This window comes from uncultured Porphyromonas sp. (genome assembly GCF_902489635.1).
In the GTDB taxonomy this organism is placed as follows: Bacteria; Bacteroidota; Bacteroidia; order Bacteroidales; family Porphyromonadaceae; genus Porphyromonas.
The window spans coordinates 15,750-29,592 of record NZ_CABUAN010000028.1; the positions used below are offsets into that span (position 1 = coordinate 15,750).

Sequence of the window (13,843 nt, forward strand, 5' to 3'; positions counted from 1 at the left end):
TGTAACCTGAAAAATAATTGGTGCGACCTCAGACTTTTGTATATCCAAGGTCGCACCGCTAGCTGTTACAAGAAAGATAGTTGGACCTCCTAGTAGTTAAAATCTATAAGTCATGGAGAGATTGATCACACGACCATTACCATGAGTATACTCGTTATCTCTTGCTACTAATTGAGACTGGACCGTGTAGTAGGTAGTGTTGAGTAAGTTTTCTATGCCCAATGTGTAGGTAAACTTATCTACCGTAAGCCCTGCATTGAGATGCAATAAGGTGACAGGTGTTACCTTGCCTTCGCCCTCTGCATATTTTCCTTTTTCGTTTGTGGCAAAGCGGTCCCTTGCTCCAGTATACATACCATATAGGCGTATATAGCTATGTTTCGTTGGGCGGCAATTGATATATGCTGTAATCTTCATTGGAGGGATAGACTGGCCACTCATATAGTGGTCCCAAGAGCCATCAACATACTTCTTGCCCTCCATCATGGAGAATCCAACGCCCGTCTGCCACTGTCTATTGATGGTAGCATCCATTGATAGCTCTCCACCTACGATACGTTGGGGTGAGCGATCTACCACCCAGAATCCATCTACACTTTTAAGGTCACTACCAAGTGCTGCATAGGTGTAGAATACTGCGCCAGAAGTCTCTAACCTTGAAGCCTCTCCAAAGAGTCCTCTAACGGTAGAGTAAAAACCTATTTCGGCATTGTGAGTCTTAACAGGCGAAGTCTCTATTTTGCTCAGCACATCACTCTTGGCATCGCGCAGGGTGCGTCCTAGGTCATATATGGAGAAGCCTTGAGAGTAAGCTAAAAATGGTTGGAACACTCTCCACTTATTCAAGGTTACACCACCATTTAAGGATAGATTGTTGTAAGGCAGCACACCGCCTTGGACCTTAGTCCGCTCAACGCCCGCCTTCTTTGGAAGGACTTCATAGTCTGGCACGTGTACGTCGATGCGATCATACCTTGCCCCAACCTTGATGTTGAGAAGGTCGCCGATAGTGGTTTTGGTTTGCACAAATGGTCCGAAGTTAAGAGCTGTCATCTCTGGCACCCAATAACGTCCGTCTACAAGAGGCTGTCCAGTACGATCCATTGTGAAGTCTATCCCATACAGGAGCTTTGTAAATACTTGCTCACTCAGAGGGAGTTTGGAGTCAAGCTGAGCTTTTGCTCCGATCTGCTTTGCCTCAATGGTTGCCTGCCCGCTAGTGCCTTCCCAGCGAGGCTTCTTCTCATTATGTATCCGGTAGTCTGTCACGACCTTTAGTGCACGGCCCTGGAGGGTCGCCTCAAAGTTCGTCCCGCTGAAGATGTTTTGATGCGTGTAGCGTATGTAAGCATTGTGATTGTACGCCATCCCCTCTGGGATTGCTTCTTTTGGCCGATCACCTTTAATTCCGATGCGTGGGCTTTCCAGGTATTTACCACCACTAGCAATGAGCGGACTGTTTTGTACGGTCCTAAAGAAGTTGTACATACCCTCGATACGTGCTGTCTCGCTTATTTGATAACCGACCTTTGCTAGGGCATTGTATGTGCGGGTATCGCCAAGCCCATATCTAGGAGAGAGGTATACGCCATCTCCATCTACCGAGCTACCCGTCTGTCCGATCACTCCATTAACCAGGTAGTCAAAACCTCCTAGCTTGCCATAGAGCTGCTGATTGAGACGGTAGCCAAATGACTGTGTCTTATTGCTAAGCAAAGAGTGATCCTGCATTGCTATGTAAGACTGACCGCCGAAAGGCTTATCATTTCTGTTCTTGCGCGTCACGATATTGATGATACCACCATTTGCTCCATTGCCATAAAGTGCGGTCGCACCTTTGATCACCTCAATTCGCTCTACAGCCGTTGGATCAATGGTCCGAAGGTCACGGCTTGTTGCCCGCAGAGGCGTTGTTTGTGGGATGCCATCAATCAGTACTAGTACACTTCTTCCTCTCAAAGTGTTGGAGCGCTCACTAGTCGTATTGCCAGTAGAGGCCATCCCTGGCACCAAAAAGCCTACGATAGCCTGCATGTCTGGCATAGTCTTATTGAGCTCCGCTAGTTCCTTTCGTGTTACAATTGAGATGGACGTCGCCGATTGACTTTTTACCTCTGGGGTTCTTTGAGCAGTCACGACCACTTCATCGAGTTTGACTTCATCGTGCACCTCATTTTGAGCCATGGCTGTAAGGCCTATGGAGGTAGATATTAATAGAGAAAGGGCCACGCAGCGTACCCATCTGTTTAGTCCTAAATATCTCATGATATTAAATGCTTATATTGTTAGTGTAGTTTGGAGAAGTGATCCATTTGGACGACACTCCTTCTTTCGGCTACAAAGTTCATAAATTACACTATTATATGAAATACCCATATGTGTGTATTTTGAGTATGATGTGCGAAGTGTACTCTTGCGTTTGAGGCTAATCACTTACTTCCCCCCAGTCGTTCGGGGCAAGCTGGCGAAAAACGTCCAAACCATAGCAATCGTTGTAGTAAAAACGAATGTCGATGAATGCTTGAGTTGTATGCCCTGCAAATGTCTATACTTCAACGCCTTGGTCGGACTTGCGATAGATTTCTCGCAATCTTGTGGCGTTAGTATTTGCAGGTATTGGAGAAATGTATTACCTTTGCACTCACATTTGGAACGCTTCCTTAGCTCAGTTGGTTAGAGCATCTGACTGTTAATCAGGGGGTCCTTGGTTCAAGTCCAAGAGGGAGCGCAAAGGTTGATCATCAGTGGGGCTGCGAAGTCTCGTACTGCTTCCTTAGCTCAGTTGGTTAGAGCATCTGACTGTTAATCAGGGGGTCCTTGGTTCAAGTCCAAGAGGGAGCGCAACGTTGCTGCACTGAGTTGTTTTGTTTTTTTGGCTTGAGAGGATGTAGTTGTCTTTTGAGCCTTCATATTTGTGGTTAACAAGAAATCTCCTCCCGAATATCCGTAGTAGTGGATTCGGGAGGAGATTCTTTTTTTGTTTGATGCCGTAGGCTGCTGCCTTAATGTGTCATCACTAGGATACGATCAGGACGATGAGAGCGATGATGATCCCGATGGCGATGAGTAAGAAGAGGAGCATGGTGAGCCGCTTCTCCAGAGACCACTGGGCTGGGAGGGGTAGTCTGGTGACCCACTGCGTGAGACGTGTAGTAGGCTCGTCGCTCTCGTCGGGTAGAACGAGCTCGCCACTGTCGATAAGCTCTTGTACCTGCGGGCGGGCACTCTCTGGCACCTCGACGATGAAGCCACCTACGTCAACGAATGCGCTGAGCATCCGTGCGCTGTAACTATTGCGTATGGTGGCGGGTATGCCATGCTCAGAGAGCAGATCGAGGAGATCGAGCGCCTCCTCTTCGACCTGATAGGAGGCTAGTTGTACCATTCGGTCATCGTTCATAAGGAGTGGTCGCTTTAGAGAGTGTGTCGTATAGTGCAGGCTGAGGAAGCCAGTGGCGCAGGTCGCGCCCCTCGTGGAGAGCCTGGCGGATCGCTGTGGAGGAGATCTCTATCTGAGGTGCTGCGCTGAGTAATCGTATCTGAGCTGTGGGGTACTGCTCGACGAGCTGGGAGAGGTCGTACCCTTTTCGTGGATAGACTACGAGTGGCAGACGATCTATGAGCTCGCCGTGGCGATACCACTGGGAGAGCGACGCTAGGCTGTCAGCACCGATGATGAGGCTGAAGGAGCAGTGCGGGTAATGCTCCTCGAGAGCGGTGAGCGTCTCTAGTGTGTAGTGTGGCTCAGGGAGCATAGACTCGATCGTGCATAACTCGTAGCGATGATCGGACTGAATAGCTTCATCGATCATGCGACAGCGCAGTGTGTAGGGTAGCGTGGGGCCTTGCTCCTTAAGCGGGTTCTGCGGGGTAGGCATGAACCATATTTGCGTTAGTCCCGACAGCTCCGGATAAGCCAAGATGTAGTCACAGAGAGCAAGGTGCCCGATGTGTAGCGGGTCAAAGCTGCCACCGAAGAGACCGACAGTCCCGCTAACGTCTGATGCTGCTGGACGTAGCTGGGTCAGATCAAGGGCCTTCCCCCTAGAGTCTTTACCTTCAGTGGTCATAGTCTGATCGATAAAAAGTAGGGCAGTTGCCGTTATTACTCAATCCAAAGGGTCTCTATGCGGGAGCGGTCTAGCTGCTGTCTGATCTGTAGCTGATGGACGACACGCTTGATCGCCCGGACTCGCGTGCTGCCACGATAGATGCAGTAGAGGCTCTGCTCTACGCTACTAGAGAGGAGGTAAGCGGTCGGATCCTCTGTGAGTGCTGGTGGAGCGATGATCGTGAGCTGGTGCTGCGTCTGTAGCTGCTTGAGTTGCTGCTGGAAAGCGGTGGAACCTACCAGACCAGGTGTGAGCGTAGTGTGGTAGACATCACTAGGCGTCTTGCTAACAGCCTTTTGCTCTGCTAAGTCTAAGTACCACACGGCGCAGGAGACACCCCTTTGCTGTAAGGCTTGCTGTAGCTCCGCTATGAGCTGGTCGTGATACTTCGTGCTATTGGGTGTAGCGAGCTGTATGGTACGTGGCTCGCCTTGTGGTGGCGTGACGAGGGTGCACAGCTCCTCGAGATTGAGATAGAGAGCGTTCTTGCCTTTACGACCTCGCTGCAGGTCTAGTCTAAGTCGACGACGTAGGAGGCTGGGCAACTCGGAGACATAGTAGATGACGCCTCGTATAGCCCAGTAGATGTACATCAGGAGTAGCGGCAGGAGTAGACCGAGGAGTCCCATACCCGCGATGATGAACAGGTCTGGCTGCATCTCTCTCAGCACACGAGGCTGGTCAATCAGCCTAAATGGCGACAGCCCCGCCACTGGTACCGACCCAGCAAAGCGACCTAGCGAATCGGTAACGCCCTCATCGCTTAGCTGCTCGGCCCAGCCTAGGCTATCGGTGACAAGGTACATCTCATAGAGTAGGTCTAGACAGCGACGCTCGGAGCGATCAGAGGGTAGTTCGACACGTATCACCGAGGAGAGGGGTAAGTCTTCCTTTTTCATCGTTATCTCCATATCCTGCTCGTAGGCAACGCGGGTCTCTACGAGCGGAGAGTAGGTGATAGGGATCTCCGTATACTCCTGATCGATATGGTAAGGATAGTGCTGCGCAGGGTCGTCGAGTGTCACAGTGATAGGTCCCACGGGAGTCTCCTGAGTCGTACCGACTGGGATGACTACATCGTACGGCTCATAAAGCGGCTGACCCTGTACGACACCTGAGAACGTACTCATCGTAACCTGCTTCGGATGCACTGGGTCATCAAGCCGAGCGATGCAGTCCACCTTGTCTGTTGGTAGGAGGTTGCCAAAGTGTACTAAGATCGGCGTCTGATTGTAGTAGTCACGCATCCCAAAGGGAGTCTTGACCCAGTAGTCCACCTGAAAGTCAATACGCTTGCCCGCCTCTTCGACGGCCGTCGTCGTACTGAGCAAAGCTGCGATATACTCAGGCGTCCATGGCGACGTCTTGAGTGTCGAGTCGCTCAGCTGCATAATCGGCTCCGTCAGCTCGTGTGGTTGCCGTGAGGAGAGGTGCATGTAGTATGTCTGACGCCCTAGGGGACGATGGTCTGCGATGACCTTGCCCAGTACGACAAAGAGTACGACAGAGAGTACAAACCAGTACCACTGCTTCAGGATCAAACGAAGGATCTGCGAGAAGGTGGGGCGTAAGCCCTCGTCTGGATAGCTTGGCTGATCGTTGATAGCTCTATTGGGGAGCGATGATTGGGTCATAATGTGTGGCTATATGGTGCAAAGATAAGAAAGTCCGTCCGATATCGCTAGAGAAGCAAGCCAGCGTCAGTGCGATCGAGGAAAGGAGGGACTGGAGATGGGGGTAAAAGCTAAAGAGTCGCCAGCCGAGACGAAGAGTAGATAGGAGACGTCAGACGAAAGTTGCTTGCGCATCGCCTCAGAGCCCTTGTACCCCGATGCCATAAAGGCTGTCGCTAGCGCATCCGCCTCAGCGCAGGTAGGAGCAATCACTGAGGCACTCAGTATATCAGTCTCTGCGGGGTAACCGCTCAGAGCGGAGATCGTGTGCCCGTAGACTTTTCCATCAGCTGCGACCTTGTAGTTGCGATAGTTGCCCGAGGTAGCTAGCCCTCCACGTTCGCCAGGCAAGTCGATGACCTCTTGTAGCTCTTGGCTTATCCCCAGGGAGTCTAGGTCAGGCTTAGAGATGCCGACACGCCATGCAGCACCTCGTGGGTTGCGTCCCGAGTAAGCTATCTCACCACCTATCTCCACTAGGTAATTGGTCACGCCCGCCTTGCGTAGCCTTTCGCCTACGAGATCGGAGGCGTACCCCTTGGCAACGGAGGCGAAGTCTAGCTCCATAGCGGGGTTCGCCTTGGTTAGCTTAGTGGAGGTGCAGGAGACTTTGTCCATACCGACCAGCTCCAGCAAACTATCCACCTGTGGCTGCGTGAGCGGATAACCCTGTTCGAAGCCAAAGCCCCACGCATTGACCAGTGGAGCAATGGTCACGTCGTAGGCACCGCCAGACTGCTCGTAGACCCTTCGCGCTACGCTGTAGATGGCGTAGAAGGTGCTGTCCACCGTCATCGACAGGTTGTTATTGACCGCATAGATCATAGAGGTCGAGTCGAAGGGGTTTGCCACATGGTTGACCTCTTGCAGTGCCTCATTGATCTGATCAGACAAGTCCTCGTCAGCCTGATAGGTGATGCGATAGAGCGTGCCGAAGATGAGCCCCTCGGCACTTCTGTAAGGTGCCTCTTTGTGGCATCCGCTCAGCAGGATGAGCGAGAGGAGTAGTAAGGTGACGGTGCGACGCATGGCGGTGCGATAAGCTTAGATGAAGGTGACCAACTCCTCCATCGTCTTGCGACGTGGATTGCCCTCTTTGCCGGCAAAGGCTGGGTCGGGATGTCCCACTGCTAAGATGAGTATCGGCTCCTCATGCTCAGGTATCTGGAGCAGCTCACGGCATATCTCCTGGTCGAAGGCTGCCACGGTCGTAGCACCTAGGCCCATATCCTCCGCCTTGAGGAGCATGTGTGTCAGTGCTATCGAGGTATCTACATAGGTGAGGTCACAGTGCGGACGCTGCCACGCCTTGTCGTGGTCGCCGATGATAACGATATAGCTCGGAGCGTGATAAAACCAAGGCTGCTGACTGATGGCGTGGAGCTTCGCGCGTTCCTCCTCAGAGAGTACGACGACGAAGCGGAGGGGCTGAAAGTTCTTTGCCGAGGGAGCTAGTCGCCCAGCCTCCAGGATCGGTATGAGCTCAGCACGAGTCATCGGCTTGGTTGCGTCAAAGTGGCGCACCGTACGCCGTGTTGATATGATTTGGTCTAAAGTCTTAGTCATAGTTCTGCTGCTATATTATAGATGTCACGATTGGGATCGCGGCGTGTGATCATCTCTCCGATGAAGCCTGCACAGAAGAGTTGCACGCCGATGATCATCGCTGCCAGGGAGATGTAGAAGTAGACTCGATCTGTCACGAGCGGTGCGGGGGTGCCACTGATGAGTGCGGAGAGCTTGACCGAGAGGACCACGATGAGTGCTATGAAGCCAACGAGAAACATGAGCGACCCCCAGAAACCGAAGAAGTGCATCGGCTTGCGTCCGAAGCGATGCGTGAACCATAGCGTCAGGAGATCGAGGTAGCCGTTGAAGAAGCGGTCTAGTCCAAACTTCGAGTGCCCATACTTACGAGGCGCGTGGTGCACCACCTGCTCGCCAATTTTGGCGAAGCCTGCGTTCTTTGCCAAATAAGGGATGTAGCGGTGCATATCGTTGTACAGCTCGATGCTGTGCACCACCTCTGCTCGGTACGCCTTGAGCCCGCAGTTAAAGTCGTGCAGGTTCTTGATTCCTGAGACGCGCCTTGCGGTCGCATTAAAGAGTTTGGTGGGAATCGTCTTGGAGAGCGGATCGTAGCGTTTCTTCTTCCATCCGCTCACGAGGTCGTACCCCTCATGGACGATCATGTTGTACATTCCGCCGATCTCCTCGGGAGCGTCTTGCAGGTCGGCATCCATCGTGAAGACCACTCGGCCACGAGTACGAGCGAAGCCACATTGCAGTGCTGGTGACTTGCCGTAGTTTCGACGAAACTTGATACCATGCACCGCTGCGTCCTGAGCAGCTAGCCGCTCGATCACCGCCCACGAGTCGTCGCTACTGCCATCGTCGACGAAGATGATCTCGTAGCTCAGCCCCACCTCAGCGGTGTGAGCTACGATGCGCTCGTAGAGCTCGGGGAGGCTCTCAGCCTCGTTGAGCAGAGGGATGACCACAGAGATGTCGGGACACTCCGTGGCGGTCGTTTCAAGAGAGTTGGGATCAGTCATGAGGTCTACTTGTAGTACTATTGCACAAAGATACTAATTTGCTACCTACGAGCGACCGCGATAACTGATGAGCGTCCACTACGGGAGAGTTACCTTGTCGAGGATGCCTGTCAGGTAGGCTATCGCCAGCCCGTAGTTGGTCATGGGCACTTGCTGAGCTGTGGCGAGGTCTTGGCGGGCGACGAGCATGCGTCGGTTGAACATGCAAGCACCGCAGTGGATGACGAGGTCGTAGGGCGTGAGGTCCTCGGGAAAGTCTCTACCCGACACATGCTCTATGGTGAGTGCCTCGCCGATGCGCTTGCGTAGGAGGCGGGGCAGCTTGACAGTGCCGATATCTTCGCCCTCGGGAGCGTGGGTGCAAGCCTCCGCAATAAGCAGACGACTGGAGGGGGTGAGCCGACCAATGGCATTAGCCCCCGCGACCAGTCGCTCGAGGTCGCCACGCTGGGCACTCATGAGGATGGAGAAAGAGGTGAGCCGACAACCCTTGGGGACTAGTGGCTCGACCGTGGCGAAGACTTGCGAGTCGGTGATGATGAGCTGAGGCGGAGCTGCCAGCTGTGATAGGACTGCGGGAAGCTCCTCTGGCGTGACGCATAGCGCGTGGCAACCTCTGTCTAGCAGCGCACGAATGGTCTGTACCTGTGGCAAGATCAGTCGTCCTGCGGGTGCTGCGCTATCTTGTGGCATCACGAGGAGTACGAGGTCGCCCGTTTCGCAGAGATTACCTAGGAGTGAAGGTTCTGGCTCGGATTCGTTGCGTAGCGTTCGCTTGATCGTCTCCAGTAGGGTGTCTAGGCTCTCGTCTTCGTCCTGACGAAGCGTGAGCGGGGCATGGCCGAAGCATTGCACAATCTCCTCTTGTCGCTCTAGCCAAGAGCTTTGCTCTGGCAGATCGGCACGAGCAATGATTGGAAGCGTCGGCACGCTGGCCTTTCGCAAAGTGGTTATGATCGGAGTGTCGAGAGACTCCTCACGGCTGAGTAGGTAGAGGACTAGATCGGCAGAGCGCAGTGCTTGCTGCGTGACCCGCTGTCGCTCGGCACCGAGAGGGGTGTCGTCGGCTAGTCCTGGGGTGTCGACCAATAGGACGGGTCCTACGCTGGGCAGCTCGAAGAGCTTCTCCACGCTGTCAGTCGTGGTGCCAGCTTGGTCAGACACGAGCGACCGCTCTTGTCGTAGCAAGCGGTTGAAGAGCGTAGACTTGCCACTGTTGACCTGCCCTACGAGGAGGAGTCGCTTACGTTCGCTGGTGCCTTTTCCCCTTGGAGTCATATCCTTTATTCATTAAAAGCGGAAGTCGCGCTCTCCCGCCTTGATCTGCTGGAGACGCTGCTGCGCAATGGCACGAACTCGCTCGTTGGGGATCGTGGGGAGTTGCTGCGAGATCATCTCTAGTCCCAGTTCACGGGTCGTAGGTGAGGCGTAATCCTCTAGGTACTCCTGCAGCGTGAGCAGGGCATTAGGCCCGCAGCAGTTGGATATCTGTCCACTCTTGCAGAGCGACATGAAGCGGTCGCCGGTACGTCCCTCGCGATAGCAAGCGGTGCAGAAGCTCGGTATGTGTCCCTGCTGGAGGAGCCAGTAGACCACCTCGTCGAGCGTGCGTGGATCGCTCACCTCAAACTGCTCTGAGTGGGCGGCCTCTGTCGTCTGTGCATAGCCTCCCACGGAGGTGCGGGAGCCTCCGCTGATCTGCGATACGCCTACGTGGAGTGCTCGCTGGCGTACCGCCTCGCGCTCACGGGTAGAGACGATGATACCGGTGTAGGGTACCGCCAGTCGGGCCACCGCTATAATATGGAGGAAGGTATCGTCGGGGATTGCCTCGGGGAAGGAGTCGAGCGAGATGTCATCGGCAGGGCAGATGCGTGGCACGCTGATCGTGTGAGGTCCTACGCCAAAAGTTGCCTCTAGATGCTCCGCATGCATCATCAGTCCGACGAAGTCATAGCGATAGGTACTCAAGCCAAAGAGCACGCCCAGCCCGACATCGTCGATGCCTCCTTGCATCGCTCTATCCATCGACTCGGTATGATAGGCGTAGTCGCTCTTAGGACCTCTCGGGTGTAGCTCCTCGTAGTGCTCCTTGTGGTAAGTTTCCTGGAAGAGGATGTAAGTGCCGATGCCTGCCTCGTGGAGCATACGATACTCCTCGACAGTGGTTGCGGCAATGTTGACATTGACACGACGAATCGCCCCATTCTTATGATGTATCGAGTAGATCGTCTGGATCGACTCAAGGATATACTCGATCGGGTTGTTGCGTGGATCTTCGCCCGCCTCGAGAGCGAGACGCTTATGTCCCATATCTTGCAGGGCGATCACCTCCTGTCGTATCTGCTCCTGGGTCAGCTTGTGGCGAGGAATGGTGCGGTTCTTAGCGTGGTAAGGACAGTAGACGCAGCCGTTGATACAGTAGTTTGAGAGGTAGAGCGGAGCAAAGAGTACGATGCGCTTACCATAGAAGCGTAGCTTGATCTGCTCGGCCAGTTGTGCCACTCGTTGTCGTGTCGCAGGGTCCTCGGCGAGGAGGAGTACGGCAGCCTCTCGGTGATCTAGTCCACGCATCTCCGTAGCCTTGCGTAGGATATCAGAGATCACCTTCTCATCATCTTTGTATTGCTCCGCATAGCGGAGGGTGTCGATGATTTCATCATGATTGATGAAGTCACAGGCATCGTGCGATTGCTTATTGTAACTCATACATTCACTTTCTTAGCTGATGGGAGCGTCTCCACGCCCCCAGTCTATTTGGTAACCTATCGTGTCAAGCTGTGCCTGTAGGAGGGCGACACCCTCGGCAGCCTCAGAGCCTGAGTAGGCTTTGTTGTTATAGAGAGCGTAATCTGCTCTATGGTTTAATGGTGATAGATTGGGCATCACCACATTACATCCTGATCGTATGGCGGCTAGTCGTCCCTCGCGGTGGAGTGTGGCAACAGCTGTCGTGGCGGGGATCAGTGCCCGTGGATTGAGGAGCCGACAGAGGGCGAGGAAGCGAAGCGTCATCGACAGGCTCCCCGCAGGGTAGGTCCCTAGAGGCGTATCTTCATGAGGAATGAAAGGCCCCACGCCTATCATCTCCGGCTGCAGCCTACGGATGAAGTCTAAGTCTTGCGCTAAGTGTGCCGTAGTCTGCCCTGGCGAACCGACCATGATACCCGTCCCCACTTGATAGCCGATCTGCTTGAGGTCCCGAAGGGCTTGTAGTCGATGCTCTTGCGCCATCGTGCTGGGGTGCAAGCTTTGGTAATGCTCCTTGTCGTAAGTTTCGTGACGCAGCAGGTAGCGGTTGGCCCCAGCGCGAAAGAGCGCCTCGTACTCCTCATACTCCATCTCTCCGAGTGAGAGCGTGATGGCGCACTCTGGATAGCTAGAGCGGATGTTGCGTACGAGTGAGAGTAGACGCTCGCCTCGCCAATAGAGGTCTTCGCCACCCTGTAGTACGAAGGTGCGAAAGCCTATCTCGTATCCTCTCGCACAGGCCGACATCACCTCATCTGCAGTAAGCCGATAGCGGGTGACGTGCTCATTGGTAGAGCGTATGCCACAGTAGTAGCAGTCGTTGCGACAGATGTTTGAGATCTCGATAAGACCTCGCAAATAGATCCTCCGTCCGAAGTGCTGCTCCGCAATAGCCTCGGCACGCACCTGAAGCTCATGCCCGAGGTGCGTGTCGTTACTGTCTAATAGAGCCTTCAGTTCAGGGATGGAGGCTGATGCTACTTGGCCTAGCGTATCACTCCTTCTCTTTATAGTTGGCATAGGTGAGGTCGATCTTCTCCACCTCTTTGAGTAGCTGGCGGCGACCAGCGAGTACATCGTTGAAGGCACTTGGTCCTGTCACGCATCCACCGAGACAAGCCATCACCTCGACAAACTGTGTGTCAGCCTTGCCACGCTTGCCGTAAGCCTTAAGCTTGGCAACAGCCTTCTTGTCCAGACCTGCGATCTCCTCAGCAGTGAGACGACCCACGAAGTCCTTGTACTCCTCCGTATTGCTCAGATAGGAGATGACAGCATCCTTGACACCGCCATTGCGAGCGAAGGCGTGTGCCTCACGTACTGACTCGACGGTTGGCTTGTAGCCCTCTACCGTGTTGATATCTATCTCCAGCCCCTCTAGGATAGAGCCAAGCTCCTCAAAGGTAACCACCATATCGACATCCACGTTGGGACGCTTGATCTCCTTACGCTTAGCCACACAAGGGCCGAAGAAGACGATCTTGCTATCGGGATAAAGCTTGCGAGCGCGCTCTGCTGTGTAGACCATCGGCGAGTGTGAGCTAGAGACAAAAGGCTTGAGACCAGGCGCATGCTTATCCACCAGCTCATAGAAGGAGGGACAGCACGAGGTCGTCATAAAGGCTTGTCCAGCCTCGATCTTCTCTACCAGCTCCTTACCCTCATGGCTCACCGTGTCCATAGCCCCCTGAGCCACCTCGATGACATCGTGGAAGCCTATCTTCTTGATCGCACCATAGACCTGCTCACGGGTTGCCTTAAACTGACCTAGGATCGCAGGTGCTACGATAGCTACGACTTGCTCGCCACGCTCTATGGCACCCAGTACGTCAAAAACTTGCGAGATCTCAAAGATTGCTCCAAAAGGACAAGCATTCAGACAAGAGCCACAGTAGATACACTTAGACTCGTCAATATGCTCGATACCATCCTCGTCCTTGCTGATTGCACCCACAGGGCAAGACTCCTCGCAAGGCACGGGTATGTAGACGATCGCATGATAGGGGCAGTTCTTGTGGCACTGACCGCAGCTGATGCAGACATCGTGATCGATCTGTGCCTGACCATTCTTCTTGAATGAGATACAGTTCTTCGGGCAGTTGCTCGAGCAGGCACGGCTCACACAGCCACGGCAGAGGTTGGACACCTCATAGTTGATCTGTACGCACGAGGTGCAGGCCTCATCGATGACGCAGAGCACATTCTCCTTCGTCGGCTGTGGACGATGCAGAGCCGTGTGAGCATACTCAGACAGCGGGGTCAGCTCATCCTGCTCATCCTGCATGTCAAAGCCTAGGAGAGGAAACATCTTATACTTCCATACGGCACGCTCCTTATGAGGGCAACAACGTCCCAGCACATTGCGCTTCTTACGAGGACTCAGTTCCAGCGGGATCCGGTCTATCGTTTTAATCAATTGGTCTTGACGCCATCTAGCCACCATGGTCGAGAGGAGCTTATGGCGCACGATCATTACATTGTTTATATAGGTCATACGATCAAGTGATATTTAAGCTTTTGACCCGCGCTGCACTGGTCGGATCTCTAAATGCTCCACAAAGATACGATTAATATCTCAATCAATCACTACATATTGCTAGTCACGCATGACAAAATACCTTACTCTTGCGAGTATTCCCGTGGTAGAGCGACTAGGAAGTTGTCGAATAAAGCGATCGTTTCGCATGATGCTACCACATGAGACTGTTGCAAAAGTCAACAGTCTCACAATCTTGCTTGCAAGATTGTCCTG

General features: G+C 53.6%; 11 protein-coding genes and 2 tRNA genes. 2 read left to right on the top strand and 11 right to left on the bottom strand.

Features of this window, described 5'->3' with window-relative positions; translation table 11 throughout:
* Positions 1-96 precede the first annotated feature (96 nt).
* A complete protein-coding gene (locus RDM37_RS06340; RefSeq protein ID WP_308555982.1) occupies positions 97-2,265 on the bottom strand; it encodes a TonB-dependent receptor plug domain-containing protein in 2,169 nt (722 codons plus the stop codon).
* A gap of 389 nt (positions 2,266-2,654) precedes the next feature.
* On the opposite strand from RDM37_RS06340, the gene RDM37_RS06345 reads away from it, so the two are divergent.
* Together RDM37_RS06345 and RDM37_RS06350 are read left to right on the top strand one after the other, a co-directional pair.
* Positions 2,655-2,728: transfer RNA gene (locus RDM37_RS06345), tRNA-Asn, on the top strand.
* Between the two features lie 39 nt (positions 2,729-2,767).
* Positions 2,768-2,841, top strand: a tRNA-Asn gene (locus RDM37_RS06350).
* Positions 2,842-3,016: 175 nt separating this feature from the next.
* Here RDM37_RS06350 and RDM37_RS06355 read toward each other — a convergent pair.
* The 10 genes from RDM37_RS06355 to RDM37_RS06400 all read right to left on the bottom strand — a co-directional run bounded on the left by RDM37_RS06355 (position 3,017) and on the right by RDM37_RS06400 (position 13,585).
* Positions 3,017-3,400, bottom strand: coding sequence for a hypothetical protein (locus RDM37_RS06355; protein ID WP_308555984.1), 384 nt, complete (start codon positions 3,398-3,400; stop codon positions 3,017-3,019).
* On the bottom strand, positions 3,390-4,070 hold the full coding sequence (gene nadD / locus RDM37_RS06360; protein WP_308555985.1) for a nicotinate (nicotinamide) nucleotide adenylyltransferase: 681 nt from the start codon (positions 4,068-4,070) through the stop codon (positions 3,390-3,392). Before nadD ends, RDM37_RS06355 begins: the two co-directional genes overlap by 11 nt.
* A gap of 35 nt (positions 4,071-4,105) precedes the next feature.
* Positions 4,106-5,746 carry a hypothetical protein gene (locus RDM37_RS06365; protein ID WP_308555986.1) on the bottom strand — a complete coding sequence of 547 codons (1,641 nt, stop codon included), beginning with the start codon at positions 5,744-5,746 and terminating at the stop codon, positions 4,106-4,108.
* Between the two features lie 66 nt (positions 5,747-5,812).
* Positions 5,813-6,814, bottom strand: coding sequence for an FAD:protein FMN transferase (locus RDM37_RS06370; RefSeq protein ID WP_308555987.1), 1,002 nt, complete (start codon positions 6,812-6,814; stop codon positions 5,813-5,815).
* A gap of 15 nt (positions 6,815-6,829) precedes the next feature.
* The gene (locus RDM37_RS06375; RefSeq protein WP_308555988.1) at positions 6,830-7,351 is read right to left on the bottom strand and encodes a nitroreductase family protein; all 522 of its coding nucleotides are present in this window, start codon (positions 7,349-7,351) and stop codon (positions 6,830-6,832) included.
* On the bottom strand, positions 7,348-8,340 hold the full coding sequence (locus RDM37_RS06380; protein WP_308555989.1) for a glycosyltransferase: 993 nt from the start codon (positions 8,338-8,340) through the stop codon (positions 7,348-7,350). Before RDM37_RS06380 ends, RDM37_RS06375 begins: the two co-directional genes overlap by 4 nt.
* Positions 8,341-8,418: 78 nt before the next feature.
* Entirely contained in the window at positions 8,419-9,618 is a 1,200-nt protein-coding gene (gene hydF / locus RDM37_RS06385; RefSeq protein ID WP_308555990.1) for a [FeFe] hydrogenase H-cluster maturation GTPase HydF, read from the bottom strand.
* 12 nt (positions 9,619-9,630) lie between these two features.
* Positions 9,631-11,049 (bottom strand): [FeFe] hydrogenase H-cluster radical SAM maturase HydG, encoded by a 1,419-nt coding sequence (gene hydG / locus RDM37_RS06390; RefSeq protein WP_308555992.1) that lies wholly within the window; start codon positions 11,047-11,049, stop codon positions 9,631-9,633.
* Between the two features lie 12 nt (positions 11,050-11,061).
* Positions 11,062-12,111, bottom strand: a complete 1,050-nt coding sequence (gene hydE / locus RDM37_RS06395) for a [FeFe] hydrogenase H-cluster radical SAM maturase HydE (protein ID WP_308555994.1) — start codon at positions 12,109-12,111, stop codon at positions 11,062-11,064.
* Entirely contained in the window at positions 12,086-13,585 is a 1,500-nt protein-coding gene (locus RDM37_RS06400) for a monomeric [FeFe] hydrogenase (RefSeq protein WP_308555996.1), read from the bottom strand. The genes hydE and RDM37_RS06400 overlap by 26 nt, the downstream gene beginning before the upstream one ends.
* Positions 13,586-13,843 lie beyond the last annotated feature (258 nt).

What these genes read in the sequence shown, in the direction of transcription:
- RDM37_RS06375 (WP_308555988.1), bottom strand. Translation starts at nt 7,351, where the DNA reads ATGACTAAGACTTTAGACCAAATCATATCAACACGGCGTACGGTGCGC.
- RDM37_RS06380 (WP_308555989.1), bottom strand. Translation starts at nt 8,340, where the DNA reads ATGACTGATCCCAACTCTCTTGAAACGACCGCCACGGAGTGTCCCGAC.
- RDM37_RS06400 (WP_308555996.1), bottom strand. Translation starts at nt 13,585, where the DNA reads ATGACCTATATAAACAATGTAATGATCGTGCGCCATAAGCTCCTCTCG.
- hydG (WP_308555992.1), bottom strand. Translation starts at nt 11,049, where the DNA reads ATGAGTTACAATAAGCAATCGCACGATGCCTGTGACTTCATCAATCAT.
- nadD (WP_308555985.1), bottom strand. Translation starts at nt 4,070, where the DNA reads ATGACCACTGAAGGTAAAGACTCTAGGGGGAAGGCCCTTGATCTGACC.
- RDM37_RS06370 (WP_308555987.1), bottom strand. Translation starts at nt 6,814, where the DNA reads ATGCGTCGCACCGTCACCTTACTACTCCTCTCGCTCATCCTGCTGAGC.
- RDM37_RS06365 (WP_308555986.1), bottom strand. Translation starts at nt 5,746, where the DNA reads ATGACCCAATCATCGCTCCCCAATAGAGCTATCAACGATCAGCCAAGC.
- RDM37_RS06340 (WP_308555982.1), bottom strand. Translation starts at nt 2,265, where the DNA reads ATGAGATATTTAGGACTAAACAGATGGGTACGCTGCGTGGCCCTTTCT.
- hydF (WP_308555990.1), bottom strand. Translation starts at nt 9,618, where the DNA reads ATGACTCCAAGGGGAAAAGGCACCAGCGAACGTAAGCGACTCCTCCTC.
- RDM37_RS06355 (WP_308555984.1), bottom strand. Translation starts at nt 3,400, where the DNA reads ATGAACGATGACCGAATGGTACAACTAGCCTCCTATCAGGTCGAAGAG.
- hydE (WP_308555994.1), bottom strand. Translation starts at nt 12,111, where the DNA reads ATGCCAACTATAAAGAGAAGGAGTGATACGCTAGGCCAAGTAGCATCA.